At 70.4% G+C, this 25,389-nt stretch carries 21 protein-coding genes; 13 read left to right on the forward strand and 8 right to left on the reverse strand.

The annotated features are described in order from the left end of the window. Nucleotides 1–19 precede the first annotated feature (19 nt). Nucleotides 20–3,307, forward strand: coding sequence for a bifunctional lysylphosphatidylglycerol synthetase/lysine--tRNA ligase LysX (gene lysX, locus GAS53_RS01835; RefSeq protein ID WP_151475600.1), 3,288 nt, complete (start codon nt 20–22; stop codon nt 3,305–3,307). A 101-nt stretch (nt 3,308–3,408) separates the two neighbouring features. Further along, nucleotides 3,409–4,263: a polysaccharide deacetylase family protein gene (locus GAS53_RS01840; protein ID WP_151475601.1), complete on the forward strand. Its 855-nt coding sequence runs from the start codon at nt 3,409–3,411 to the stop codon at nt 4,261–4,263. A gap of 118 nt (nt 4,264–4,381) precedes the next feature. Here GAS53_RS01840 and GAS53_RS01845 read toward each other — a convergent pair whose 3' ends face one another. Beyond that, nucleotides 4,382–5,044, reverse strand: coding sequence for a class F sortase (locus GAS53_RS01845; RefSeq protein ID WP_151475602.1), 663 nt, complete (start codon nt 5,042–5,044; stop codon nt 4,382–4,384). Nucleotides 5,045–5,376: 332 nt separating this feature from the next. Here GAS53_RS01845 and GAS53_RS01850 point away from each other — a divergent pair, with 332 nt between their 5' ends. Then, the gene (locus GAS53_RS01850; RefSeq protein ID WP_151475603.1) at nt 5,377–5,862 is read left to right on the forward strand and encodes a hypothetical protein; all 486 of its coding nucleotides are present in this window, start codon (nt 5,377–5,379) and stop codon (nt 5,860–5,862) included. A gap of 151 nt (nt 5,863–6,013) precedes the next feature. On the opposite strand, the gene GAS53_RS01855 is transcribed toward GAS53_RS01850, so the two are convergent. The 3 genes from GAS53_RS01855 to GAS53_RS54925 form a co-directional block, all read right to left on the reverse strand. Next, nucleotides 6,014–6,559 carry a hypothetical protein gene (locus GAS53_RS01855; protein WP_151475604.1) on the reverse strand — a complete coding sequence of 182 codons (546 nt, stop codon included), beginning with the start codon at nt 6,557–6,559 and terminating at the stop codon, nt 6,014–6,016. Nucleotides 6,560–6,765: 206 nt separating this feature from the next. Beyond that, on the reverse strand, nt 6,766–7,530 hold the full coding sequence (locus GAS53_RS01860) for a bestrophin-like domain (RefSeq protein ID WP_151475605.1): 765 nt from the start codon (nt 7,528–7,530) through the stop codon (nt 6,766–6,768). Nucleotides 7,531–7,547: 17 nt separating this feature from the next. Further along, complete coding sequence (locus GAS53_RS54925; RefSeq protein ID WP_225858665.1) at nt 7,548–8,120, reverse strand: hypothetical protein; 573 nt, start codon at nt 8,118–8,120, stop codon at nt 7,548–7,550. A 285-nt stretch (nt 8,121–8,405) separates the two neighbouring features. On the opposite strand from GAS53_RS54925, the gene GAS53_RS01870 reads away from it, so the two are divergent. The 3 genes from GAS53_RS01870 to GAS53_RS01880 all read left to right on the forward strand — a co-directional run bounded on the left by GAS53_RS01870 (nt 8,406) and on the right by GAS53_RS01880 (nt 12,791). Then, on the forward strand, nt 8,406–9,407 hold the full coding sequence (locus tag GAS53_RS01870; RefSeq protein ID WP_151475606.1) for an SCO0930 family lipoprotein: 1,002 nt from the start codon (nt 8,406–8,408) through the stop codon (nt 9,405–9,407). 439 nt (nt 9,408–9,846) lie between these two features. Continuing rightward, a complete protein-coding gene (locus tag GAS53_RS01875) occupies nt 9,847–10,659 on the forward strand; it encodes an SAM-dependent methyltransferase (protein ID WP_151475607.1) in 813 nt (270 codons plus the stop codon). Beyond that, the gene (locus GAS53_RS01880; RefSeq protein WP_151475608.1) at nt 10,656–12,791 is read left to right on the forward strand and encodes a putative bifunctional diguanylate cyclase/phosphodiesterase; all 2,136 of its coding nucleotides are present in this window, start codon (nt 10,656–10,658) and stop codon (nt 12,789–12,791) included. The genes GAS53_RS01875 and GAS53_RS01880 overlap by 4 nt, the downstream gene beginning before the upstream one ends. Before the next feature lie 119 nt (nt 12,792–12,910). Here the strand turns inward: GAS53_RS01880 and GAS53_RS01885 are convergent, their stop codons facing one another. After that, nucleotides 12,911–13,795, reverse strand: coding sequence for a LysR family transcriptional regulator (locus tag GAS53_RS01885; RefSeq protein ID WP_151475609.1), 885 nt, complete (start codon nt 13,793–13,795; stop codon nt 12,911–12,913). 95 nt (nt 13,796–13,890) lie between these two features. On the opposite strand from GAS53_RS01885, the gene GAS53_RS01890 reads away from it, so the two are divergent. From GAS53_RS01890 to GAS53_RS01915, 6 genes are all read left to right on the forward strand, one after another. Next, nucleotides 13,891–14,598, forward strand: coding sequence for a succinate dehydrogenase (locus GAS53_RS01890; protein ID WP_151475610.1), 708 nt, complete (start codon nt 13,891–13,893; stop codon nt 14,596–14,598). A 1-nt stretch (nt 14,599) separates the two neighbouring features. After that, nucleotides 14,600–16,552, forward strand: a complete 1,953-nt coding sequence (locus tag GAS53_RS01895) for a fumarate reductase/succinate dehydrogenase flavoprotein subunit (protein WP_151475611.1) — start codon at nt 14,600–14,602, stop codon at nt 16,550–16,552. Beyond that, a complete protein-coding gene (locus tag GAS53_RS01900) occupies nt 16,549–17,298 on the forward strand; it encodes a succinate dehydrogenase/fumarate reductase iron-sulfur subunit (RefSeq protein WP_151475612.1) in 750 nt (249 codons plus the stop codon). Before GAS53_RS01895 ends, GAS53_RS01900 begins: the two co-directional genes overlap by 4 nt. A 251-nt stretch (nt 17,299–17,549) precedes the next feature. Next, complete coding sequence (locus GAS53_RS01905) at nt 17,550–18,320, forward strand: GNAT family N-acetyltransferase (RefSeq protein ID WP_151475613.1); 771 nt, start codon at nt 17,550–17,552, stop codon at nt 18,318–18,320. Further along, nucleotides 18,320–19,318: a lysophospholipid acyltransferase family protein gene (locus GAS53_RS01910; RefSeq protein WP_225858666.1), complete on the forward strand. Its 999-nt coding sequence runs from the start codon at nt 18,320–18,322 to the stop codon at nt 19,316–19,318. Before GAS53_RS01905 ends, GAS53_RS01910 begins: the two co-directional genes overlap by 1 nt. 33 nt (nt 19,319–19,351) lie before the next feature. Beyond that, complete coding sequence (locus GAS53_RS01915; protein WP_151475614.1) at nt 19,352–20,863, forward strand: acyl-CoA synthetase; 1,512 nt, start codon at nt 19,352–19,354, stop codon at nt 20,861–20,863. Nucleotides 20,864–20,866: 3 nt separating this feature from the next. Here the strand turns inward: GAS53_RS01915 and GAS53_RS01920 are convergent, their stop codons facing one another. The 3 genes from GAS53_RS01920 to GAS53_RS01935 form a co-directional block, all read right to left on the reverse strand. Beyond that, a complete protein-coding gene (locus GAS53_RS01920) occupies nt 20,867–23,212 on the reverse strand; it encodes an ATP-binding cassette domain-containing protein (protein ID WP_151475615.1) in 2,346 nt (781 codons plus the stop codon). A gap of 218 nt (nt 23,213–23,430) precedes the next feature. Next, the gene (locus GAS53_RS01925; RefSeq protein WP_151475616.1) at nt 23,431–24,474 is read right to left on the reverse strand and encodes an LLM class flavin-dependent oxidoreductase; all 1,044 of its coding nucleotides are present in this window, start codon (nt 24,472–24,474) and stop codon (nt 23,431–23,433) included. A gap of 341 nt (nt 24,475–24,815) precedes the next feature. Then, a complete protein-coding gene (locus GAS53_RS01935; protein WP_151475617.1) occupies nt 24,816–25,004 on the reverse strand; it encodes a hypothetical protein in 189 nt (62 codons plus the stop codon). A gap of 40 nt (nt 25,005–25,044) precedes the next feature. On the opposite strand from GAS53_RS01935, the gene GAS53_RS01940 reads away from it, so the two are divergent. Further along, nucleotides 25,045–25,386 (forward strand): ArsR/SmtB family transcription factor, encoded by a 342-nt coding sequence (locus GAS53_RS01940; protein WP_151475618.1) that lies wholly within the window; start codon nt 25,045–25,047, stop codon nt 25,384–25,386. Nucleotides 25,387–25,389: the final 3 nt, after the last annotated feature.

A 25,389-nucleotide genomic window follows, 5' to 3' on the forward strand; every position in this document is an offset into this window, starting at 1 on the left:
TCTTCCTACAGTCGAGAGCATGAGTGCCGGCGTCGAGGAAGCAGCTGCGAAGGACACGGCGGGGCCGATACGGGCGTCCCGGCGCGGCCGCCTCGGCAAGGTGCCCGAGGGATTCGGGGCCTTCTTCGCCGTCGTCGGCCTGCTCTGCCTGCTGCTGGCCTTCGCCCCGCCCCTGCGCCGGCTGCTGCGCCCGGTCGTCGACCTGCTGAACCTGGTCGTGATCCCGGTCAGCGCGAACCTCGCGTACGCCGTCTTCCTGTTCCTCCTCGCCGCCGCCACCGCCGCCCGGAAGAAGATCGCCTGGTGGCTGGTCGTCGTCTACCTCGGCCTGCTGGTCCTCGTCGACGCGCTCGGCGTCGCACTGCGCCAGTACGCCGAGTCCGTTCCGTCCCTCGTGGTGTGCGGCCTCGCCCTGGTCCTGCTGATCGTGGCCCGCAAGGAGTTCTACGCCGACTCGCGGCGCGCCGCCGTACGCCGGGCCTTCGCCGTGCTGTTCACCGGGATCGGCGTGGCGATCCTGGTCGGCTGGGGCCTCGTCGAACTCTTCCCCGGCACGCTGCCGCGCGGCCAGCGGCTGCTGTGGGCCGCCGACCGGGTCTGCGGCGGACTGATCTCGGGCGGCGCCTTCGACGGGCGGCCCCCACGCCCGCTGTTCTTCGTCCTCGGCCTGTTCGGCGCGCTCGCCCTCCTGACCGCGGCCGCCACCCTCTTCCGCTCCCAGCGCATGGAGGCGGCCCTGCACGGCGACGAGGAGCCCCGCATCCGCGCTCTGCTCAAGGCGTACGGAGCGGACGACTCGCTCGGCTACTTCGCCACCCGCCGTGACAAGGCCGTCGTCTTCTCACCCAGCGGCAAGGCCGCCGTCACCTACCGAGTCGAGGCCGGCGTGTGCCTCGCCAGCGGCGACCCGGTCGGGGACCGCGAGGCCTGGCAGCACGCCATCGGCGCCTGGCTCGACGTGGCCCGCCGCTACGCCTGGGCGCCCGCCGTCATGGGCGCCTCCGAAGAGGGCGCCAGGGCGTACGCGCGCTCCGGGCTCGGCGCGCTCCAGCTCGGCGACGAGGCGATCCTGCACGTCGCCGGCTTCGACCTCGACGGCCGTGACATGCGTGTCACCCGGCAGGCCGTGGGCCGCGTCCGCCGGACCGGCGCGACCTGCCGGGTACGCCGCCACTCCACCCTCACCGACGAGGAGATGGAGGAGATCGTCGACAAGGCGGACGCCTGGCGCGACACCGAGACCGAGCGCGGCTTCTCGATGGCCCTCGACCGGCTCGGCGACCCCGAGGACGGCGACTGCCTCCTCGTCGAGGCGCTGGGCTCCGACGGCAAGCTGCTCGCGCTGCTGTCCTTCGTGCCCTGGGGCCGGGACGGCGTCTCCCTCGACCTGATGCGCCGGGACCGCAGCGCGCCCAACGGCGTCATGGAGTTCATGGTCGCCGAGCTGTGCGCGGTCGCTGGGAAGCTCGGTGTGCGCAGGATCTCGCTGAACTTCGCCGTGTTCCGCTCGGTCTTCGAGGAGGGCGCCCGTATCGGCGCCGGACCGGTCCTCAGGCTCTGGCGCCGCCTGCTCCTGTTCTTCTCCAAGTGGTGGCAGCTGGAGGCCCTCTACCGGTCCAACGCCAAGTACCACCCCGAGTGGTACCCGCGGTTCATCTGCTACGGAGAAACCGCCGCCCTCGCCCGGATCGGCCTGGCCTCCGGCATCGCGGAGGGCTTCGTCTCCGTACCGTCGCTGCGCAAGCTCTGGGGCAAGGGCCACGAGCGGGGCGGGCCCAAAGGGCCCACGCCGGCGACCACCGAAGGCCTGCCGTCGCTGTCGGCGCTCGGCCTCGACGGAGGGGACGAGGCCGAGGCAGCCGATCCGATCGCCGGCCTGCCCGAACAGGTCCGCATCCGGCACCGCAAACTCGACCGGCTCCGCGCCGGCGGCACCGACCCCTACCCGGTGGGCATCCCGCCGCGCACCCACGTCCTCGCCGAGGTCCGCGAGGGGCAGCAGGTGACGGTCGCGGGGCGCGTCATGCTCGTACGCGACTTCGGCGGCCTCGTCTTCGCTGTGCTGCGCGACTGGTCGGGCGACTTCCAGCTCGCCCTCACCCGCAAGGACTCCGGCCCCGCCCTCGACCGGTTCCGGAAGGACATCGACATCGGCGACCACGTCAGCGTCAGCGGCCTCGCCGGTGTCAGCGACAAGGGCGAGCCGACGGTCTTCGTCACCGACTGGCAGCTCATCGGCAAGTGCCTGCGCCCGCTGCCCGACAAGCGCCGCGGCCTCGCCGACCCCGAGGCCAAGGTGCGCCGCCGCTACCTCGACCTGGTCGCGAGTCCGGACGCCCGGGACGTCGTACGGGCCCGCTCGACCGCAGTCCAGGCGCTGCGCCAGGGACTGCTGGAGCGCGGCTATCTGGAGGTCGAGACCCCGATGCTCCAGCAGATCCACGGCGGCGCCAACGCCCGGCCCTTCCACACGCACATCAACGCCTACGACCTCGACCTCTATCTACGGATCGCACCCGAGCTCTATCTGAAGCGGCTGTGCGTCGGCGGCCTGGAGAAGGTCTTCGAGATGGGCCGCACCTTCCGCAACGAGGGCGTCTCCTACAAGCACAACCCCGAGTTCACGATGCTGGAGGCCTACCAGGCCTTCGCCGACTACGACGTGATGCTCGACCTCACCCGAGAGCTGATCCAGGGCGCGGCGACCGCCGCCTTCGGAGCGCCGATCGCCCGCAAGGGCGACACCGAGTACGACATCTCGGGTCCCTGGCCGGTCAGGACGGTGTACGGAGCGATCTCCGAGGCGCTCGGGGAGGAGGTCGACGCCGACACACCGCTGGAGATCCTGCACCGGCTGTGCGACCGGGCGGGCGTCCCGTACACGGCCGAACACGGCCGCGGCGACGTCGTCCTCGAAATGTACGAGCGCCTCGTCGAGGAGAAGACGCAGCTGCCGACCTTCTACAAGGACTTCCCGACCGACGTCTCGCCGCTCACCCGGCAGCACCGCACCGACGCGCGGCTCGCCGAGCGCTGGGACCTCGTCGCCTTCGGCACCGAACTGGGCACCGCCTACTCCGAGTTGACCGACCCGGTGGAGCAGCGCCGACGGCTCACGGCCCAGTCGCTGCTCGCCGCCGGGGGAGACCCGGAGGCGATGGAGCTCGACGAGGACTTCCTCGACGCCCTGGAGTACGCCATGCCGCCCACCGGAGGACTCGGCATCGGCGTCGACCGGCTCGTCATGTTCCTCACCGGACTCACGATCCGCGAGACGCTGCCCTTCCCCCTCGTACGCCGCCGCTGAGCCGCCCGGAGCCGCTGGGAGCTGCTCCCATCGGGTGCATTCATACGGCCGCACCGGTGTCGTTGTGCTGTGGCGGGCCTCGGCCGGGCGACTGATTACTCATGAATAAGGATCAGTTCCTCTCGCGGCGTCGGGCGTTGCTCGCCGGTGCCGCCGTCCTGGGAGCGGCGGGCGCGGCGGGCACGGCACACTTGCTCACCGCCGACTCGGGCTCCCCGGGGCGGTCCGCCGCCGCTCCCGCCGCCGGCGGCCAGGCGAAGCGGGCGGCCCTGAAGCCCTCCGCCTACCGTCTCGAGCCCATCACCGGATACGGGCCGGCCCTCGGCGCGCCCGCCGGGACGCGGACCCTCGTACGGCACGAGCCGTTCCTGCGTATCTCAGGGCGCGGCCGCAGCATGGTGCTGACCTTCGACGACGGCCCCGACCCCCGCTACACCCCGGAGATCCTGCGCACCCTCAAGGCCCATGACGTGCGCGCCATGTTCTTCGTGTGCGGCGAGATGGCCGTCGACAACAAGCACATGCTGCGCCGGATGGCCGACGAGGGACACGTCGTCGGCAACCACACCTGGTCGCACCCGCTGCTGACCCGGCTGACCCGGTCCGCGATCCGCTCCCAGATGGAGCGGACCTGCGAGGTCATCGAGGAGGGGTACGGAGAGCGGCCCGGCTGGTTCCGTGCGCCGTACGGGGCCTGGAACCGGGCCGCCTTCCAGATCGGCGCCGAACTCGGCATGGAACCGCTCGCCTGGACCGTCGACACCCATGACTGGATGTCGCCGGGCGCCCGCACCATCGAGAGCCGGGTCGTCAACGGCGCGGCCCCGGGCGTCGTGGTCCTCGCGCACGACGCGGGCGGCGACCGCTCGCAGAGCGTGACGGCACTGCGCGACTATCTCCCGCGGCTGCTGGACTCGGGGTATCACATCGTCGTGCCGCGGCGGCGGTCCGGCTGAGCCCCGCGGAAGTACACGGGGCTACGAGGGACTGCGAGCGGCTGCGAGGGGACTACGTGGGATTCCACGGAATTCCATGGGGTGTCCGGCGGCTTTCGCCCGCCCCGGCCGGGAACGCTCAGCGAACCTCGGCCAGTCGGGCGAACACGACGACGTTCCCGTCGTAGCCGTTCTGCTTGGAGAAACCGCCTCCGCAGGTGATGACCCGCAATTCGGGTGTCCCGCTGTTCCCGTAGACGCGGTCTCCTGGGAAGTTGGTCTTCGCGAACACCTCGATGCCGTAGATCTCGAATACGGCGGTCTTTCCGTCCTTGCGCAGGACCTCCACGCGACTTCCCTTTTTGAGGGCCCCGAGGCCGTAGAAGACGGCGGGGCCCTGCGTGTTGTCGACGTGTCCGACCGTGACGGCCGTGCCCTTCTCGCCGGGCGTGACCGAGCCCGAGAACCAGCCCGCGAGATTCGGGTCCTCCGGTGGCGGTGCGTCGACCCAGCCCTCCATGTCGAGGCCCACGGGCATGACGGCGGCGTCGACGCGGATGGATGGGATCCTGATGCGGTCGGGCATGGAGAACGTCAGGGGAACCGGAGCGCCCGGCCCGGTCTTGCCGGAGGTTCGGCTGTCCGCGGCGGCGGCATTCGCGGGCTGCGGGGGCCCCACGTCGAACTCTCCCGAACCATTCCGAATTAGAGCGAGGCCGGTCAGCAGAACAAGCGCTATCACGCCCCAAGGAGCGCGCTTCTTGGGGCGCTCCTCCTCTTCGGCCAGCTCGGACACGGACATTCGCAAACCCCTCTCGACGCGGCCGTCGCCACGTCCGTCGCGCATACGAGAACGCTAAGCGCAGTGCGCGCGCCGGGCGACGGGAGAAGAGCGAACGGGTGGCGGAGCGGGCCGCAGTGCGCCATCCGAGTCGCCACCGTAAGGAAACTTCTGACGGTCCGTGACCTGCGGCAATATCGGATTGTGTTCCTTTTCGTCGGCGTGTCCTCTCACCAGGACGGACCATTCCCGAAATGCGGCTCTCTGCACGGCAACTGAGGGTCTGTCTGGGAGGCGTTTTCTCGCCGATCGACCCGGGGACGGTTCCCGGGGCGCCTTCCGCGGAGGATCACATGCGTACCACTCGTGCCCTGGCGGTCTCAGCGACGGCGGTCGCCGCGCTCGGACTCGCCGCCCCCACGGCCGCGGCCTGGGACAACCCGAGCAACATCGTCGCCATGCCCAGCGTCATCGCCCGGGGCGGGCAGCTGACGGTCACCGTCGACGGCTGCCCGAAGGGCGGCACCATGACGTCGAAGGCGTTCCCGCCGGCTACCCTCTCGCCGATCCACGGCAGCAACGAGACGTCGAAGGGGACCGCGACCATCAACAGCAATGCCACCCCCGGCTCGTACGACATCACGGTCACCTGCGACGGAAAGACTCTCACCAAGCCCGCCGCGTTCACCGTCATCGGCGGTGTCCGTGGTGGTCTCGGCGGCAGCAGCTCCTCCGGTGCCACGCCGACCGACATGGCGATCGGCGGCGGGCTCGTCGCACTCGCGCTCATCGGCGGTGGGGTGTTCTGGATGCGCCGCCGCTCCGAGAGCAAGATCTGAGCCCATCTCTTCGGAGCCGGGCAGGACCCGAGCCTCATCCCCCCGGAGACCGGCAGGAGCCGAGCCTCTTCCCTTCGGAAGCCGGATCGCACGTGAACAGCCCTTCGCCCCTGACCCTCAAGGGTTCAGGGGCGAAGGGCTGTCCGGTGTGTCAGCCGCCGTGTTCGCCGGTGCGCCGCCGCGACCAGTAGTAGGCCGCGCCGACCGAGCCCACGATGAGTGCGGCGCCGAGGCCGATCTCACCGAGGTCGAAGCCGCCCGCGGTGCCGCCGACACCGGCCTTGACGCCCCGGTGGACCGGGACGTGTGTCGGGTGGCCGGGCACATGCGTCGGGTTGGTCGGGTGGCCGGTGGCGATGGTCAGGTCCGTATGGCCGGACTCTTTCCCGCACTGGAACGTCACCTCGTACATCGCGCCGGGCTTGGCGTCCCAGTCGACGGTGGTCGTGGCCGAGGTCTGGCCCTTGGGGATCGTCACCGTGTCGAAGACGCCCGAGGAGACCTTGGTATCCGAGTCGCAGCCGTTGACTGACAGAGTGACGCGTCCGCCCGCGGCGATGGTCGTGGGCGAGACGTTGAAGCCGAACGAGGTGATGTTGCGGTCACTTCCGTCGTTCCGGGCGACGGCGGCGGGTGCGGTGAGGGTCAGGGCGGTCATGCCCAGCAGCGCGGCCGAAGCGACGCGTATCGCGCGCATGGTGAGTCCTCCGGGTCCCCGAGGAGCAGCCGCGGACCTTTTCCGCTGCGCCGTACATGCACCTCGATGATCGAAACGCTAGGAAGGCGCGGGCGCGGGCGCGATCGCAGTCGCGCGAATGGGGCAACCGTGTGGGCCGAACCGGGGACCGGATGCCTGCGGTTGGGGGACGGGCGCGGCGTGGCGCCCGTCCCGGTGAGGGAATGTCAGCCTCCGGCCTTCGGGAAGAGCGTCAGGAACGGATCGGCTGTCGCCGTGATCCCGCGGCTGTAGGGCGCGTCGAAGTCCCAGATCAGAAAGAGCAGGAAGGCGATCAGAGCGGCGAACAGGCCCGCCAGGATCACCTCGCGCAGTGTGCGGCGGATCTGCAGCGCGAAGATCAGCCCGACCGTGACGACGGCTCCGGTGATCAGCCCGAACCACACGACGCCCGGCATGGTCGGCGCCGTGGACTCCGCTCGGGCGGTGCGCGCGGTGTCCGCCGCTGTGACCTGGTCGAGGAGCGGCTGGTAGGCCTGAGCCTCGAAGTCCGTCCTCGGCTCGTAGTCGGTGACGTCGTGGCGGATCCGGGCGAGCAGCTTCGTTCCCCGCTCGGTGACGTGACCGTCGTCGGCCATGGTCTTCCACTCGGTGGTGACGACGTGGCCGACATAGGCGTTGACGTCGTCCCGGATCCGGTCGCGTACATCGGGTGGATAGACGCGTACGCGCTCGGAGATCTCGTGCAGCGCGTGCGCCTCGGTCTGGACGTGGTCCTGGGCGACGCCCCGCGCCTCCCAGACACCGGCGATGGCCAGGCCGAGGACGATGGCGTACACGACCCCGATCATCATCGTCATGTACTCGATCACGTCCGGAGTCTCGGACGGATCGTCGTCCTCGGCGGCCGTGTGGTGCCGGACGAACGTGACGATGAGGACGACGACACTGGCGGCCGCCATCGCGAGGGCGAGAACAAGCCATTCCGACAAGGGTTTTCCTCCAGGGGTCAGCGCGGGCGCAGCGCGGCGGCGGCGAGCACCGCGGGCGCGGTGACGAGCAGGGTGAGCGAGACCAGGGACGGACCGCCGCGGGGCGGCGCCTTGTGCGGCCGGGTGCGGTACGGCGGATAACTCACCGGAGTCGTCGAGGGCCGGGAACGCAGGCTGGGAGTCGGCGTCGGCGACGGCTCGGGAGCCGCGGGCCGCGGCGCTGGGGGAACCGGCCGTGGGGTCACGGGAGCGGGCGGCGGAACGGTCGGCGGGGCGGGGGAAGGCCGTGGTGGGGGAGGCGGCGGGTCGGGGGCCGGAGGCGGCGTCGGCTCGGGCGTCGGCTTCGGCGGCGGAGAGGGTTCCGGTGTGGGGCTCGGCGGGGGAGGCGTCGGCGTCGGGGTCGGGCAGGTGCCCGCGACGGCGACCGCCACCGTGTCGTTGCCGGCGGGGCCCGCGGAGGCGTACGCGCAGGAGTCGGCGGTCGCCGGAGTCGGCGCGCCGCCGATGATCCAGGTCAGCGCGAGCGGCGTCAGCAGCCGTATGACGAGGGCGAACCGGGTCCGTAGCGCAGTTCGTGGTGATCCAGGCACGACGGAGATCATCTAGCCCTCTGCGGCCGCGCATGCGGGAGTGCGGCGGGATTGCCCCGAAGGAGGGACAACGGAACCGCACGCGTTTGCCATGCCGTGAGCCGTGAGCCGTCCACAGCGCGTCGGGGCCGGGCGCTCGGGCCCCATCCTGAGCAGGGGTCCCAGGCGTTACCGGAAAGAAATTTGTGCGCGCTTTGAACACTCACCGCACCCCTGGCCGTACCTAGGGCCATGAGCGGCGCCGAGGACGCGTCGCAACACCTAAGCAGACAGCGGGAGTTACCAATGAAGACCTCCTGGCGGAGCGCCTCACTCGTAGCGTCAGCTGCGGCAGTGCTGGTGCTGACGACGGCGTGCGGTCAGGACAATGCGGACACCTCGACCGGTAGCCAGAACGTAGGCGCGGCGCCCGCGGCGAACGGGTATGGCTCGGCGGGAGTCGGGGCGAGCCCGGGGACCGAGACCGGTGCCGCCGGCCAGGGTGCCGCTGCCCAGGCGCAGAGCGCCGGCCAGCTTGCGGTCGCGGATACCGACAAGCTCGGTGAAGTGGTCACGGACAGCGCGGGCATGACGCTCTACCGCTTCGACAAGGACACGGCGGAGCCGCCCAAGTCGAACTGCGACGGCGACTGCGCCACGGCCTGGCCCCCTGTTCCGGCCTCGGGCGCCACCGCCCCGATCGGCGTTGACAAGACTCTGCTCGGCGAGGTCACCCGTGCCGATGGCACGAAGCAGCTGACCATCGACGGCTGGCCGATGTACCGGTACGCCAAGGACACCAAGGCCGGTGACACCAACGGCCAGGGTGTGGGCGGCACTTGGTACGCGTCGGCCCCGACCGGCAAGAAGGCGTCGGGAGGGGAGGCCGGCGGTGGCGAGGCGGCCGGCGGCGGCGCGGAGGCCGCCGACCTGCCCGGCCTGTCGACCCGCAACGACCCGGAGCTCGGCGAGATCGTCGTCGACAAGAACGGCATGACGGTCTACCGCTTCGAGAAGGACACCCCGTGGCCGATGAAGACGGCCTGTCTCGGCGAGTGCCTGGAGAAGTGGCCGGTCGTCGAGCCGGTGGACGCCGCCGACACCAAGGGCATCGACAACAAGGTCGAGGGCCGACGGGGCTATGTCGTCCTGAACCGTCCGGACGGACTCAAGCAGCAGAGCATCGACTGCTGGCCGATGTACACGTTCGCGGGTGACAAGAAGCCCGGCGACACCAACGGCCAGGGCGTCGGCGGTACTTGGTACGTCATGTCGCCTGAGGGCAAGGCGCTCGGCAAGCCGAAGTAGCCGAAACAAGCAACGAAGACGACCACTTCCCCAGGTTGGTCACCAAGACACACCGATCACGAAGCGCGGAGGGGAGGCGACGTACAGAGCGCGGAAGGTTGTGAACACCCAGAGAAGGAGAGTGCCGGAAGTTCGGAAAAAGTGCGCACAACCACCGCTTTGCCCCCTCCGCACCGCACGGAGGGGGCGAAGTGGCTTTTTCACATCCGAACGCATCCGGTCACGTGAACGGTTTCCGTCGCGCCCTCTTCGTAACGCTGCGCAGTTTCCCCGGAACTCTTTGGAATGCTTCGGTGCGATTTCGCAAGGCGGCCAATTCGGCACGTGCCGGAGGCAGTGACCTGGAACGGACGGTCAATTTCCGTTTCCACTCGCTCCTTTGGCGGGCGATCAGTAGCCTCAGCTCGAACACCGGATCGCCTACGCCTTGGAGAGATAGATGGAGCGTCCCGCCTGGGCCCCCCGTGGCATCGACATCTCGGTGCCCAGCGTGAGCCGCATCTACGACTACTACCTGGGCGGATCGCACAATTTCGAGGTCGACCGGGAAGCCGCCCGCAGGGCCATGGAGTTCATGCCGGGACTTCCCAAGATCATGCAGGCGAACCGGGCGTTCATGCGCCGCGCCGTGCGGTTCGCCGCCGACGAGGGCATCACCCAGTTCCTGGACATCGGTTCGGGCATACCCACCTTCGGCAATGTCCACGAGGTGGCCCAGAGTGCCCGCCCCGGCGCACACGTCGTGTACGTCGACCACGACCCGGTCGCCGTCGCGCACAGCAAGGCCGTCCTGGCCGGCAACGAGGACGCGGACGTCGTCGCAGCCGACCTCCGCAAGCCCCAGGGGATCCTGGCGAGCCCTCAGATTCAGCGCCTGATAGACCTGAATCAGCCAGTCGCGCTCCTTCTCGTTGCCATACTTCACTTCGTGGAGGACGAGGACGACCCGTACGGGGCAGTGGCAGAGCTGAGGGACGCGCTGGCGCCCGGCAGCCTGTTCATCGTCACGCACGCCTCGTACGAGGGAATTCCGCTCCCCCCGGAGCGGGCCGAGGGCGCCGTCGACGTCTACAAGGACATCCGCAATCCGCTGATCATGCGCTCGCGCGAGGACATCGCGCGGTTCTTCGAGGGGTACGACATGGTGGAACCCGGACTGGTGCCGATGCCGAAGTGGCGGCCCGACTCGGCGTCCGAGGACGAGGATCCTTATTCCTACTCGGGTTTCGCGGGCGTGGGGCGCACGGCGTGACCGCGGAGCCGGACGGGCCGGAGGACAGACTGCGCAGGTTCGCGACGATCTGGAGCCGGGCGGTCTTCCCGGCGACCGCGACGTCACTGACCCGGCCGGAGTTCGAGCAGCGACTGCTGCCGCTCGCCCGGCGGCTCAGTGAGGCGCTGCGGGCCAGGACGTTCGACGCGGCCGAGGGCCAGGCCGTGGGCGCCGCGCTGATCGACGCGCACTGCACCGAACCGGAGGCGCTCAGCCGCACGCTCGACTGCGTCGACGCCTACCTGGTGCTGTACTGCGGCGAGGACGGACCCCAGGAGGCCATGCGCAACCGCTCGGCGCGGCTGCAGCACGCCATGGCCGCCGGGTTCGCGCAGGCGCTGCGGGAGCGGACGCTGGCCGAGCAGGAGGCCATCGCACGCGCCGCCCTCCAGGCCCAGGGCGTGGTCGCGGACGCGCTGCACGCCACCGAGGCACGGTTCCGCGCGGTGTTCGAGGGCGCGGCCATAGGCATCGGCGTCGCCGACCTCGACGGCAACATCCTGCAGGTGAACAACGCCCTGCTGCGCATGTTCGGCGGCACCGAGCAGTTCATGCGCGGCCGCAACGTCACCGAGTGGACCCACCCCGAGGACGCCCCCCAAGTCTGGCGGCTCTACGAGGAGTTGGTGCGCGGCGAGCGCGAGCACTACCACGTGGAGAAGGCCTTCTACCGGCCTGACGGAACGGTCCTGTGGACCAACCTCACGGTCTCGCTGCTGCGCGACGCGGACGGGCAGCCGCAGTTCCAGCTCGCCCTCATGGAGGACACCACCGAGCGTCGGCTGCTCAACCTGCGGCTCCGGTACGAGGCGACGCACGACGCGCTCACCGGACTGCCCAACCGGACGCTGTTCTTCGAGCGGCTGGACAAGGTGCTCGCCGCGGGCGACGGCATGCGCTTCGGACTCTGCTACCTCGACCTCGACGGCTTCAAAACCATCAACGACAGCCTCGGGCACGCGGCCGGCGACCGGCTGCTCGTCGAGGTGGCAGACCGGCTGCAGTCCTGCGCGACCGCGCCCGGCGAGATGGTCGCCCGGCTCGGCGGCGACGAGTTCGTGGCGCTGACCACCGGGCCCGACACCGAGAGCGAGGTCGACGCGCTCGCCGACCGCATCATGAACGCCCTCATCACCCCGGTCCGTATCGATGGCCGGGAACTGACGGTCCGCGGCAGCATCGGCATCGTCGAGGGCCCGGCGGGCGAGCGCGGCCCGGCCGAGGTGCTGCGCAGCGCCGACATCACGATGTACCGGGCCAAGTCGGCGGGCGGCAACCGCTACGAACTCGCGGACCCGGAGGCCGATGCCCGCGCCATCACGCGGCACGGGCTCACCACGGCGCTGCCCGCGGCACTCGACCGGAACGAGTTCTTCATCGAGTACCAGCCGCTCGTCCACCTCGGCGACGGCAGCGTGCGCGGCGCCGAGGCCCTGGTCCGCTGGCTGCACCCGCAGCACGGCGTGCTCGGCCCCGACCGGTTCATCCCGCTCGCCGAGCACACCGGCCTGATCGTCCCGCTGGGCCGCTGGGTCCTGGAGCAGTCGGTCCGTCAGGCCCGCGAATGGCAGGAACGTCACGTCGGCGCGGGCCCGCTGCGCATCAACGTGAACCTCTCGCCGTGCCAGCTGACCCACCCGGGCCTGGTCTCCGACACGGTCGACATCCTGGAGCGCGCCGGCCTCGAACCGGCCTCGCTCTGCCTGGAGGTCACCGAGTCCGCACTGATCGGCGCCGACGACGACCTGCTCAAGCCGCTGCGCCGGCTCGCCGAGATGGGCGTCGACATCGCCCTCGACGACTTCGGCACGGGCTACTCGAACCTCGCCAACCTGCGCCGCCTCCCGGTGAGCATCCTCAAGCTGGACCGTTCCTTCACCCAGGGTATGCAGCAGTTCCCCGCCGATCCCGTCGACCTCAAGATCGTCGAAGGGATCGTTTCTCTTGCCCACAGCCTGGACCTCGCGGTCACGGTCGAGGGCGTGGAGACGGGTGCCCAGGCCGAACAGCTCCGCATACTGGGCTGCGACACGGCCCAGGGCTGGTACTACGCCCGCCCGGGCCCCCCGGACCGCCTGCACGAACTGGCACTGGTGGACGCGGCGGGCTGAAGTATTTTCGCTGAGGTGCGGCTCTGTGGCAGAGCCGCACCTCAGCGCCCCTTCAGGGGCGCGGGGAACTGCGCGACCAGCCACAACGGACCCGCACATACCCACACACCTCGGGCCGCTCACCTCTCCAAGAGCATCCGCTGAAACTCACGAGCGGCCCGAGGCGGAGCCACATCGCTCCGATGCGCCAACGCGATCGTCCGGTGCAGCCCGGGCCGGGCAAGCGGCGTAACCCGCAATCCCCGCCCGGACCTGGTGGCAACCATCCGCGGCACCACAGCCACCCCCAGCCCCGCCCGCACAAACCCCAACACCGCATCCATCTCCCCACCCTCCACCGCGAAATCCGGCTCGAACCCCGCGGAGCGGCACGCCGCGACAGTCAGCTCCCGCAGGTCGTAGCCATGCCGGAACATCACCAGCCGCTCACCCTCCAGGTCGGAAATCCGCACGGTCCGGCGCCCGCCCCCCGGCGCGGCCGCCTCCGGTGACGACACCACCACCAGGTCCTCCCGCAGCACCTCCACCGTGGTCAGCGCGGGCGACGGCGTCGGCAGCGGCAGCACGACGAGCGCGAGATCGAGCGCTCCACGGGCGAGTTCTCGTACGAGATCATGCGAGCCCCCCTCCTCGATCAGCAGCCGGATGCCCGGATACCGGTCATGGAAGGCCCGCAGCACATCCGGCAACAGTCCCGTGCACAGGCTTGGCGTGGCCCCCAGCCGGATCCGGCCACTGCGCAGCTGGGCCAGTTCCTGCACCTCGTGCCGGGCCGTGTCCGCGTCGGCCAGGATGCGGCGGGCCAACGGCAACAGCGCCTCGCCCGCGTCCGTGAGCGTGATGTTCCCGCGCGCCCGCAGGAAGAGATCGGCGCCCAACTCCCGTTCCAGCGCCTTGATCTGCTGGGAGAGCGACGGCTGAGCGACATGGACCAGATCGGCGGCCCGGGTGAAGTGCCGGGTCTCGGCGACCGCCACGAAGTACTGGAGCTGCTGGAACTGCATCTCTCAAGATTACGCCCACGATAGGCCCTGTCTATCGAATCAAGCCGGACCATGTCTTGGACCGATCGGTACTTTTGGTCCTAGCGTTCTGAGTCATGGCTCTGGCAACGCGGACGGACCGAAAACCGTCCATGACCCGCACCATGTGGGACTCGTCCGTCGGCAAGAAGACAGTGATGGCCGTGAGCGGCCTGATCATGCTGGCGTACCTCGTCGTCCACATGCTGGGCAACCTCAAGATCTTCTTCGGATCGGACGAGTTCAACAGCTACGCGCACTGGCTGCGCACCCTCGGCGAGCCCTTCCTGCACTACGAGTGGGCGCTGTGGATCATCCGCGTGGTCCTGGTCGCCGCCGTCGTCGCACACGCCATCTCCGCGTACCAGCTGAGCCGCCGCGACATCAGGGCACGCCCGACAAAGTACGTGCACAAGAAGCCGCGGGCCAGTTACGCGACGCGGACGATGCGCTGGGGCGGGATCATCCTCGGCCTGTTCATCGTCTGGCACATCCTCGACCTGACGACCGGCACCGTGCACCCGGACGGCTTCCAGGCCGGACACCCGTACCAGAACGTGATCGACACCTTCTCCACCTGGTACGGCAACGTCATCTACATCGCCGCGGTGCTCGCCCTCGGCCTGCACATCCGGCACGGCTTCTGGAGCGCGGCGCACACCCTCGGCGTGGGCAGCCGCAGGCGTGACCGTGCCTTCAAGGCCATCGCCAACGTGCTCGCCCTGGTGCTGACGGTGGGCTTCATCTCCGTACCCGTGGGCGTGATGACCGGAGTGGTGAGCTGACATGACTTCTGAGTACGCCGAGTACACGACCGGAGAGCCGGTCGTCGACGCCAAGGCCCCCAAGGGGCCGGTGAGCGAACGCTGGGACACGCGCCGCTTCGAGGCCAAGCTGGTCAACCCCGCCAACCGCCGCAAGCACACGGTGATCGTCGTCGGCACGGGTCTCGCGGGCGGCTCCGCCGGTGCCACACTCGCCGAACAGGGCTACCACGTCGTGCAGTTCTGCTACCAGGACTCCCCGCGCCGCGCCCACTCGATCGCCGCGCAGGGCGGCATCAACGCCGCCAAGAACTACCGCAACGACGGCGACTCCATCCACCGGCTGTTCTACGACACCGTCAAGGGCGGCGACTTCAGGGCCCGCGAGTCCAACGTCCACCGCCTGGCGCAGATCTCGGTCGAGATCATCGACCAGTGCGTGGCGCAGGGCGTGCCCTTCGCCCGCGAGTACGGCGGCCTCCTCGACACCCGCTCCTTCGGCGGCGTCCAGGTGTCCCGGACCTTCTACGCCCGCGGCCAGACGGGCCAGCAGCTGCTCCTCGGCGCGTACCAGGCGCTGTCGCGACAGATCGCCGCGGGCAACATCGAGATGCATCCGCGGACCGAGATGCTCGACCTGGTCGTGGTCGACGGGCGGGCGCGCGGGATCGTGGCCCGCGACCTGATCACGGGCAAGATCGACACGTACTACGCGGACGCCGTGGTGCTGGCCAGCGGCGGCTACGGCAACGTCTTCTACCTGTCGACGAACGCCATGAACTCCAACGCCACCGCGATCTGGCGGGCCCACCGGCGTGGTGCGTACTTCGCCAACCCGTGCTTCACGCAGATCCACCCCACCTGCATTCCGCGCACCGGCGAGCACCAGTCCAAGCTCACGCTGATGAGCGAGTCGCTGCGCAACGACGGCCGGATCTGGGTGCCGAAGGCGAAGGGCGACGACCGTCCGGCGAACGAGATCCCCGAGGACGAGCGCGACTACTACCTGGAGCGCATCTACCCGTCCTTCGGCAATCTCGTCCCGCGCGACATCGCCTCCCGCGCCGCGAAGAACGTCTGCGACGAGGGCAGGGGAGTGGGCCCCGGCGGTCAGGGCGTCTACCTCGACTTCGCGGACGCCATCCGGCGCATGGGCAGGAAGAAGGTCGAGGAGAAGTACGGCAACCTCTTCGACATGTACGAGCGGATCACCGCGGAGAACCCGTACGAGGTGCCGATGCGGATCTACCCCGCCGTGCACTACACGATGGGCGGCCTCTGGGTCGACTACGACCTCCAGACCACCGTCCCGGGGCTGTTCGCGATCGGCGAGGCCAACTTCTCGGACCACGGCGCGAACCGGCTCGGTGCGTCCGCGCTGATGCAGGGCCTGGCCGACGGCTACTTCGTCCTGCCGTCCACGATCAACGACTACCTCGCCCGCAACCCGCACCACGACGAGATCACCGACGAACACCCCGTCGTCCAGGAGGTGTTGGCCGACACCGAGGACCGGCTGCGGCTGCTCCTCGCCGTGGACGGCGACCGAACGCCCGACTCGTTCCACCGCGAACTCGGCGAGCTGATGTGGGAGTTCTGCGGCATGGCGCGTACGGACTCGGGGCTGCGCAAGGCCCTGGAGCGCATCCCGCAGATCCGCGAGGAGTTCTGGCGGCGCATCAAGGTCCCCGGCACGGGCGAGGAGTTCAACCAGTCCCTCGAGAAGGCCAACCGCATCGTCGACTACCTGGAGCTCGCCGAGCTGATGTGCCTCGACGCGCTGCACCGCGACGAGTCCTGCGGCGGCCACTTCCGCGAGGAGTCCCAGACCCCGGACGGCGAGGCGGAGCGCCGGGACGAGGAGTTCTCGTACGCGGCCGCCTGGGAGTTCACCGAGACCGGCGAAGCGCCCGTCCTGCACAAGGAAGACCTCGTCTTCGAGTACGTCCACCCCACCCAGCGGAGCTACGCATGAAGCTCACCCTGCGCGTCTGGCGGCAGCAGAACGCCGACGCCGACGGAGCGATGTCCACGTACGAAGTGGACGGCATCTCGGCCGACATGTCCTTCCTGGAGATGCTGGACACCCTCAACGAGGAGCTCATCCTCAAGGGCGAGGACCCCGTCGCCTTCGACCACGACTGCCGCGAGGGCATCTGCGGCGCGTGCTCGCTCGTCATCAACGGCGACGCGCACGGGCCGGAGCGTACGACCTCCTGCCAGCTGCACATGCGGTCCTTCAAGGACGGCGACACGATCGATGTCGAACCGTGGCGGGCGTCGGCCTTCCCGGTGGTGAAAGACCTGGTCGTGGACCGGTCGGCCTTCGACCGGATCATCCAGGCCGGCGGGTACGTCACCGCGCCGACGGGGGCCGCGCCGGAGGCGCATGCCACGCCGGTGCCGAAGCCGGATGCGGACTTCGCGTTCGAGCACGCGGAGTGCATCGGGTGCGGTGCTTGTGTCGCGGCCTGCCCCAACGGGGCCGCGATGTTGTTCACCTCGGCGAAGGTGAACCATCTCAACGTGCTGCCTCAGGGGGCGCCCGAGCGGGAGACGCGGGTGCTCGACATGGTGGCGCAGATGGATGAGGAGGGGTTCGGGGGGTGCACGCTCACGGGTGAGTGCGCGACTGCCTGCCCGAAGGGCATTCCGTTGGTCTCGATCACCGGGATGAACAAGGAATGGCTGCGGGCTACTCGTAAGGCTGGGAAGCGGTAGCGCCGTAGGGGGACCGTCGTCTTCGGGCTGCGGGTACGTTGTGGCTGGTCGCGCAGTTCCCCGCGCCCCTGAAGGGGCGCTTCAGGGACGCGTGCCTGCTGGGAACCCCTGGCATTCAGCAAGCTCACACCCGGTCTCTCTCCGCGGGTTACTCGCCGGTCAGCCGGTGTCGGAAGAACAGGAGCGCACGGACCGTACGCAAGGGTCCGCCGCGCCGCTCCGCCGAACCGGCCCGTGACCAGGAGAGTGCCATGACCGGCGTTTCCACGCTCGACAGCCCCCCACTGTCGACGGCCCCCATCCGCTACACCGTCACCCTCGCCCGCGACGAGGCAGACGTCCGGGCCGCACAGCGGCTGCGTCACGACGTCTTCGCCGGCGAGATGGGCGCCCTGCTGTCCTCCCCGCAGCCGGGCCTCGACGTCGACGCCTTCGACGCGTACTGCGACCACCTGCTCGTCCGCGACACCACAACGGGACAGGTCGTCGGCACCTACCGGCTGCTGCCGCCCGACCGGGCCGCGATCGCCGGACGGCTCTACTCGGAGAGCGAGTTCGACCTCGGACCGCTCGCCGGGATCCGCTCCGGGCTCGTCGAGGTCGGCCGCTCCTGCGTGCACCCCGACCACCGGGACGGTGCGGTCATCGGCCTGATCTGGGCCGGGATCGCCCGCTACATGGTCGACGGTGGTCACGACTGGCTGGCCGGCTGCTGCTCGATCCCGCTCGCCGACGGCGGCGCGCTCGCCGCGGGCACCTGGGACCGGGTCCAGGCGAAGTATCTGGCGCCCGAGGAGTTCCGCGTACGGCCGCTGCTGCCCTGGAGCGCCGAGGGCGTCGCCCGCGCCGGCCGCACGGAGCTCCCGCCGCTGCTGCGGGGCTATCTCCGCCTCGGCGCCTGGGTCTGCGGCGAGCCCGCCCACGACCCCGACTTCGGTGTCGCCGACCTCTACGTCCTGCTCTCGATGCGCCAGGTCAATCCCCGCTATCTGCGGCACTTCCTGTCGCTCGTGCCGGCGTGATGAACACGCCCCGCATCGGAGTGATACTGCGCCCGCGCCGCGGTGTGACGGCGCTCGCGAGCCCGGGTGCGAGCACGGCGCTGCTCCCGGGCGCCCGGAAACTGCCGCGCCCCCGCCGCGGCAGCGCGCAGGCCGCGTCCCGGCCGGGTGGACCGCCCTCGGCTGCCGCCCCGGCGAGCGCCTGGCTGCCCAGCGCCCCGTGCTCCCCGCAGGCCTGCGGGGAGTCCCTGGGATCAGTGGCCGCCGTGCCACGTGCCGTGCTGCGGCTGATCGCGGTCGTGGCCGTGCTGCTCTTCGGGATCGCGCTGATCCCGCTCTTCGGACGGCTCACGGGTGTGCGGCGCGACCGTGCCGTCCGGCTGTGGTGCCGGACGATCGTGCGCACGGTGGGCGTACGCCTGCGGATCACCGGCGCCGCCCCGCCCACCGGCGGCCTGCTGCTGGTCGCCAACCACATCTCCTGGCTGGACATCCCGCTGCTCGCCGCCGTCCGTCCGGGCCGGATGCTCGCCAAGGCGGAGATCCGGCAGTGGCCCGTGGCGGGCGCGCTTACCGCGAGCAGCGGCGCGCTGTTCATCGAGCGCGACCGGCTGCGCGCCCTGCCCGGGACGGTCGAACGGATCGCGGACACCCTGCGGAGCGGCGCGGCGGTCGTGGTCTTCCCCGAGGGGAGCACCTGGTGCGGCCGGGCCCAGGGCCACTTCCGCAGGGCCGTCTTCCAGGCCGCCCTGGACGCCACCGTGCCCGTCCAGCCGGTGCGCCTGCACTACCGGCTCGACGGGGGAGCGGCGACCACCGCACCCGCGTTCGTCGGAAGCGACTCGCTGCTCGCCTCGGTGTGGCGGGTCGTATCGGCACGCGGCCTCGTGGCCGAGGTCCGCGTACAGCCGGTGCTCCCGCCGGGCGGCGCTCCCGACCGGCGAGCGCTCGCTCTCGCCGCCGAGGCGGCCACCACTCACCGGTCCTGCGCGAACTCGGAAGCGACCGCACACCTCTGACGTACCGTCACCAACGCGGGGTACCGTCCCCGCATGTATCCCGGAGCGTACGACCCCGCCAGGCCGGCCGTCGTCACCGCGGACGGCGGCCGGACCCTCACCTACGGCCAACTCGAAGAGCGTTCCCTGCGCCTCGCGGACCATCTGCGGGCCGCCGGACTGCGCGGAGGCGACCATCTGGCCCTCCTCTCCGACAACGATCCACGCGTCCTGGAGGTCTACTGGGCGGCCCTCCGCTCCGGCCTCTACCTGACCGCGGTCAACCACCATCTGACCGCAGAGGAAGCCGCCTACATCGTCCGCGACTGCGGTGCGACCGCGCTCATCGTCTCCGGACCGCTCACCGAACTCGGTTGTGCGGTCAGGGAGTTGGCGTCCGGTCCGGCGCTGCACCTGGGCTTCGACGACGGCTCGTACGAGAAGGCCCTCGCCGCCGCCTCGCCCGAACCGCCCGCCCACCAGCCGCGCGGCGTCGACATGCTCTACTCCTCGGGCACCACCGGCCGCCCCAAAGGCGTCAAGCGGACGCTTCCCGAAGGCGACGTCCGCGAAGTGCCGAGCATGTTCCAGCTCCTCTTCCAGCCCATGTACGGCTTCGGGGAGGACACCGTCTACCTGTGCCCGGCCCCGCTGTACCACGCGGCGCCTCTCGTCTTCTCTTCCGTCGTCACCGCGACCGGCGGCACGGTCGTGCTCATGAACTCCTTCGACGCGCAAGGAGCGTTGGCGGCTGTCGAACGCCATCGAGTCACCCACAGCCAGTGGGTGCCCACCATGTTCGTACGGATGCTGAAGCTGCCGCGCGAGGTGCGGGAGGCGTACGACGTGTCGTCGCTGAAGGTCGCCATCCATGCCGCCGCGCCCTGCTCCGTCGAGGTCAAGCGCCGGATGATGGAGTGGTGGGGGCCCGTCCTGTACGAGTACTACTCGGCGACGGAGGCCAACGGGATCACCTTCATCGGCCCCGACGAGTGGCTGCGCAAGCCGGGTTCCGTGGGCCGTGACGGAATCCTCGGCGAGCTGCGGATCTGTGGCGAGGACGGCAAAGTGCTGCCCGTCGGCGAGACGGGGACCGTGTACTTCGAGCGTGACGAACTCCCGTTCCGGTACCACAACGACGAGGCCCGCACCCGTGAGGCACAGCACCCCGAGCACCCCAACTGGACGACCACGGGCGACATCGGGCACGTCGACGAGGACGGCTATCTCTTCCTCACCGACCGCAGGGCGTTCACGATCATCTCCGGCGGCGTGAACATCTACCCCCAGGAGATCGAGGACTGCCTGACCCTGCACCCCAAGGTCACCGACGTCGCGGTCGTCGGTGTGCCGGACGCGGAGATGGGCGAGGCGGTCAAGGCCGTCGTCCAGCCCGCCGCCGACGCAGAGCCCGGTCCCGGACTCGAGCGTGAACTCCTCGACTTCGTCCGCGACCGCATCGCCCACTACAAGGCGCCCCGCAGTGTGGACTTCACGGACGCCCTTCCGCGTACACCCACGGGGAAACTGGCCAAGTCCAGGCTCAGGAAGGCCTATTGGCCCTGAGGCCTACGCGGTTCGGGGCAGCGCGCGGGCGAGATGGGGAGCCGTGGCGCTGCCCTCCGCCCGTGCGACCTCGCCCGGTGGACCGGTGGCGACGATCCGTCCTCCCGCGTCGCCCCCGCCCGGCCCCAGGTCGATCACCCAGTCCGCGCCCGCGACGACCGCCATGTCGTGCTCCACGACCACGACGCTGTGACCGCTGTCGACCAGTCCGTGCAACTGCCGCATCAGGACCTCCACATCGGCCGGGTGCAGACCGGTCGTCGGCTCGTCGAGGAGGTAGAGCGTGTGGCCGCGGCGCACGCGCTGGAGCTCGCCGGCGAGCTTGATGCGCTGGGCCTCACCGCCGGACAGCTCGGTCGCGGGCTGACCGAGCCGCAGATAGCCGAGGCCGACCTCGAGAAGCGTGGCGAGACTGCGGGCGACGGCCGGGGTGTCCGCGAAGAAGCCGGCGGCGGCCTCGACCGTCAGGTCCAGCACCTGGGCGATGTTCCGTTCCCGGTACGTCACTTCGAGCGTCTCGGGGTTGTAGCGGGCGCCGCCGCAGTCCGGGCAGGGAGCGTAGGTACTCGGCAGGAAGAGCAGCTCGACGCTGACGAATCCCTCGCCCTGGCAGGTCTCGCAGCGCCCGCCCGCCACGTTGAACGAGAACCGGCCGACCCTGTAACCGCGCCCGCGTGCCTCGTCGGTGGCCGCGAAGACCTTGCGCACGACGTCGAAGAGGCCCGTGTACGTCGCCAGATTCGACCGAGGCGTGCGGCCGATGGGCTTCTGGTCGACGCTGATCAGCCGTCCCACACCCGGCAGGTCCTCCGTGATCTCGCCGATGAGCGTGGACTTGCCCGAGCCCGAGACACCCGTGACCGCGGTGAGGACGCCGAGCGGGAACTCGGCGGTCACGCCGCGCAGATTGTGCCGGGTCACCGGGCCCACCTTCAACTGGCCGCGGCGCGCCCGGACTTCGCGTTCCGGAGCGGAGGAGCGGGTGAAGAGAAAGCGGGCCGTCGCGGACTCGGTGACGCTCTCCAGCTCCGCCACCGGACCGCTGTGCAGCACCTGTCCACCGTGCTCGCCCGCCTTCGGCCCCACGTCGACGAGCCAGTCGGCGCCGCGTACGACATCGAGGTGGTGCTCCACGACGAACACCGAGTTGCCCGCCGTCTTCAGCCGGTCCAGGACCGTGAGCAGGGCTTCTGTGTCCGCCGGGTGCAGTCCGGCGGACGGCTCGTCGAGGACGTACACGACACCGAAGAGGCCGGAGCGCAACTGGGTGGCCAGGCGCAGCCGTTGGAGCTCGCCCGCGGAGAGTGTGGGCGTGGCACGGTCGAGGCTGAGGTAGCCGAGGCCCAGCTCGGTGACGGGCGAGATGCGGGCGAGCAGATCCTCGGTGAGGACCCGGGCTGTCTCCGAATCAGCGTGGCCCGTAAGGGAGTTGGCCAGTTCGACGAGCGGCAGCGCCGCCAGCTCCGCGATCGTACGGCCCGCGAACCTCACCGCGAGCGCCTCGGGTCGAAGCCGGCTGCCGCTGCACACCGCGCAGGGCGCGGCGGCGAGAAACCGCTCCGCCTTCGCCCGCAGCGTCTGGCTCTTGGAGTCCGAGAACGTCTTCATGACATAGCGCCGCGCGCTCATGTACGTGCCCTGGTACGGGCGTTGGATGCGTCCCGCGTCCCGTACCGGATGGACCGTCACGACCGGCTGCTCGTCCGTGAACAGGATCCACTCGCGCTGCTCGGCGGGCAGCTCGCGCCACGGCCGGTCCACGTCGTGCCCGAGCGTGTCGAGGACATCGCGCAGGTTCTTGCCCTGCCAGGCACCCGGCCACGCGGCGATCGCGCCCTCGCGGATCGACAGCGACGGATCGGGGACCAGCAACTCCTCGGTCGTACGGTGCACTTGACCGAGCCCATGGCACTCCGGGCAGGCCCCGGCGGCCGTGTTCGGCGAGAAGGCGTCCGAGTCGAGCCGTTCGGCGCCCGGTGGATAGTCGCCCGCGCGCGAGAACAGCATCCGCAGGGAGTTGGAGAGGTTCGTGACCGTACCCACCGACGAGCGTGAGGTGGGCGTCGACCGCCGCTGCTGGAGCGACACCGCGGGCGGCAGTCCGCTGATGTCCCCGACCTTCGGCGCCCCGACCTGATGGATCAGCCGCCGCGCGTACGGGGCGACCGACTCGAAGTAGCGCCGCTGCGCCTCCGCGTAGATCGTCCCGAAGGCGAGCGACGACTTCCCGGACCCGGACACACCCGTGAAGACCGCCAGCACGTCCCGCGGGATGTCGACGTCCACGCCTTTGAGGTTGTGCTCGCGGGCGCCGCGCACGCGGACGTACGGGTCGTGGGGGCTGTGCATCGGGCGGACTCCTGCGGGGTGGAACTGGACGAGCTCGGGTGGGGCTCAGGTGCGGAAGATGTGTACCACGTGCGGGGCGTCGGCCAGGGGGCGCGGGGGCCAGGGCGTGGCACGCCTGGACGTGGCCCCAGGGCGTGGCACGCCCAGCCAAGGCCCCGTTGCGTGGTACGTCCGGGCGTGGCCCCAGGCGTTTGCCCGTGCGCAGGATGCCCGCAGTTCTAGTCCGTCGCCAGCCCCGCGACCCTGGCCAGCCTCCGGAACGAGTCCAGGAGGGCGTCCCGGTCGTACGTGCTGGTCGTGACCAGGACCTCGTCCGCGCCGGTCTCCTTGATCACCGTCTCCAGCTCGTGGGCGACCTGTTCCTCGGTGCCGACGATGTGGCCGGCGAGCCCGGACTCGTAGAAGCCGCGCTCCTTCGCCGTCATCGGCAGGGTTTCGACGCGCTCGGCGGGCGGCAGCGGCGGGAACGTGCCGTGCGTCCGCGAGTACGCCATCGACCAGGCCTCGGGGAGCAGCAGGCGGCGGGCGTCCTCCGGGGTCTCCGCGACCGCGATCGTGCCGGAGATGACGACATACGGTTCCGGCGCCCAGGCGGACGGCCGGAACGTCTCGCGGTAGTGGTCGATGCCGCGCCGCATCTTGTCGCGGTTCCTGAGGTCGCCGATCACCATCGGGAGGCCGGCCCGGGCGGCGATCGTGGCGCCCTCGCCCATGGCGAGCACGAACGGCGGTACGGCCAGGCCCTCGGCGGGGCGCGCGTGCACACCGGTCGGGGACGTGCCGCGGAACCAGCCGAGCAGCTCGTCGAGCTGCGCGGCGAAGTCGTCGGCGACATCCTTGTCCCGGCCCAGTGCCTTCCGTACGCCGTCCGTGAACCCCACCGAACGGCCCAGGCCCATGTCGATGCGCCCGGGGAAGAGGGACTCCAGGACGCCGAACTGCTCGGCCACCACCAGGGGTTGATGGTTGGGCAGCATCACCCCGCCCGTGCCCACCCGGATCGTGCTGGTCGCGGCGGCGACCGCGGCGGCCAGCACGGTCGGCGCGGAACCGGCGACACCGGGCACGCCGTGGTGCTCGGAGACCCAGACCCGGTGGTAGCCGAGCTGCTCCAGCTCCCGCGCCAGCCGCACGGTGTCGCGCAGCGCCTCGGAGGCCTCGTGCCCCTCCCTGGTGCGCGAACGGTCGAGGACGGAGAACCGTGTCCCTTCCACACGAGAACCCTGGTCCTGGCGGGCTTCGTGATCTTGCTGGTTCGGCATGGCATCTCCGCGGGAAGTGGGCTCTGTTATCTCAACCGTCGCCCGGCTGATTTCTTCCGCGGTTTCCATCGGCTGTCAGTGTGGTCGGCGTAGTCCTGTGACGAGGATCTCGACCAGTCGACGTGCGCCGTAGCGGGGATTGCCGCCGGCGCCTACACAGAGGCCCCTGACACCACGCAAGAGCTCGTAGGCATCCACGCCGGAGCGAATCTCACCTGAACCCGGCCCCGGCGTCGAGCAGTTCGGCGCATGCCGGCTTCGTCGTGGTGGTCGCAGGCGGCCGGGCTCGTCGGCGTCGTCGCGCTCACCCGGATCGTGGTGCTGCTCCGCCCGGCGGCGCCTTACGAAGGTGTGATCCCCGCCTGCCGCTGCTGCCGCACACGCCGCGGCATGACCGCACCGGGGATGGCGACCGCGAGCAGGACCGGGATCGCGGCGGCGCACACCACCGGCGTGGAGTCCACGATCCACATGTCGTCGCTCCACACGTCGTCGCTCCACACGGAGGACAGGACTCGCTCGATTCCCAACCGGCTTGACGCATTCCGATATGGGAATATGATGGCTGCCATGGCACGAGCAGCGACGACGTCGGACGTCTTCAACGCGATCGCCGAGCCGCAGCGCCGGGAGATCCTGGTATTGCTGCGGGCGGGTGAGCGGCCGGTGACCGAGTTGGCCCAGGAGCTGGGGATGAGCCAGCCGGGGGCGTCCAAGCACCTGCGGGTGCTCCGGGAGGTGGGGCTGGTGCGGGACCGCAAGGCAGGCAAGCAGCGCCTCTACGGCCTGGACGCCCGCGGGCTGCGACCGGTCCACGAGTGGGCCGGCGGGTTCGAGCAGTTCTGGAACGAGAGTTTCGACCGGCTGGACGCGTACGTGCAGGACCTCAAGCAGGCAAGGCAAGGGGAGTAGCTG

This window comes from Streptomyces albicerus (assembly GCF_008905045.1).
In the GTDB taxonomy this organism is placed as follows: Bacteria; Actinomycetota; Actinomycetes; order Streptomycetales; family Streptomycetaceae; genus Streptomyces; species Streptomyces albicerus.

What these genes read in the sequence shown, in the direction of transcription:
- GAS53_RS01905 (WP_151475613.1), top strand. Translation starts at nt 17,550, where the DNA reads ATGACCGGCGTTTCCACGCTCGACAGCCCCCCACTGTCGACGGCCCCC.
- GAS53_RS01915 (WP_151475614.1), top strand. Translation starts at nt 19,352, where the DNA reads ATGTATCCCGGAGCGTACGACCCCGCCAGGCCGGCCGTCGTCACCGCG.
- GAS53_RS01900 (WP_151475612.1), top strand. Translation starts at nt 16,549, where the DNA reads ATGAAGCTCACCCTGCGCGTCTGGCGGCAGCAGAACGCCGACGCCGAC.
- GAS53_RS01870 (WP_151475606.1), top strand. Translation starts at nt 8,406, where the DNA reads ATGAAGACCTCCTGGCGGAGCGCCTCACTCGTAGCGTCAGCTGCGGCA.
- GAS53_RS01885 (WP_151475609.1), bottom strand. Translation starts at nt 13,795, where the DNA reads ATGCAGTTCCAGCAGCTCCAGTACTTCGTGGCGGTCGCCGAGACCCGG.
- GAS53_RS01850 (WP_151475603.1), top strand. Translation starts at nt 5,377, where the DNA reads ATGCGTACCACTCGTGCCCTGGCGGTCTCAGCGACGGCGGTCGCCGCG.
- GAS53_RS01920 (WP_151475615.1), bottom strand. Translation starts at nt 23,212, where the DNA reads ATGCACAGCCCCCACGACCCGTACGTCCGCGTGCGCGGCGCCCGCGAG.
- GAS53_RS01855 (WP_151475604.1), bottom strand. Translation starts at nt 6,559, where the DNA reads ATGCGCGCGATACGCGTCGCTTCGGCCGCGCTGCTGGGCATGACCGCC.
- GAS53_RS01925 (WP_151475616.1), bottom strand. Translation starts at nt 24,474, where the DNA reads ATGCCGAACCAGCAAGATCACGAAGCCCGCCAGGACCAGGGTTCTCGT.
- GAS53_RS01875 (WP_151475607.1), top strand. Translation starts at nt 9,847, where the DNA reads ATGGAGCGTCCCGCCTGGGCCCCCCGTGGCATCGACATCTCGGTGCCC.
- GAS53_RS01840 (WP_151475601.1), top strand. Translation starts at nt 3,409, where the DNA reads ATGAATAAGGATCAGTTCCTCTCGCGGCGTCGGGCGTTGCTCGCCGGT.
- GAS53_RS01940 (WP_151475618.1), top strand. Translation starts at nt 25,045, where the DNA reads ATGGCACGAGCAGCGACGACGTCGGACGTCTTCAACGCGATCGCCGAG.
- GAS53_RS01845 (WP_151475602.1), bottom strand. Translation starts at nt 5,044, where the DNA reads ATGTCCGTGTCCGAGCTGGCCGAAGAGGAGGAGCGCCCCAAGAAGCGC.
- GAS53_RS01910 (WP_225858666.1), top strand. Translation starts at nt 18,320, where the DNA reads ATGAACACGCCCCGCATCGGAGTGATACTGCGCCCGCGCCGCGGTGTG.
- lysX (WP_151475600.1), top strand. Translation starts at nt 20, where the DNA reads ATGAGTGCCGGCGTCGAGGAAGCAGCTGCGAAGGACACGGCGGGGCCG.
- GAS53_RS01895 (WP_151475611.1), top strand. Translation starts at nt 14,600, where the DNA reads ATGACTTCTGAGTACGCCGAGTACACGACCGGAGAGCCGGTCGTCGAC.
- GAS53_RS01890 (WP_151475610.1), top strand. Translation starts at nt 13,891, where the DNA reads ATGGCTCTGGCAACGCGGACGGACCGAAAACCGTCCATGACCCGCACC.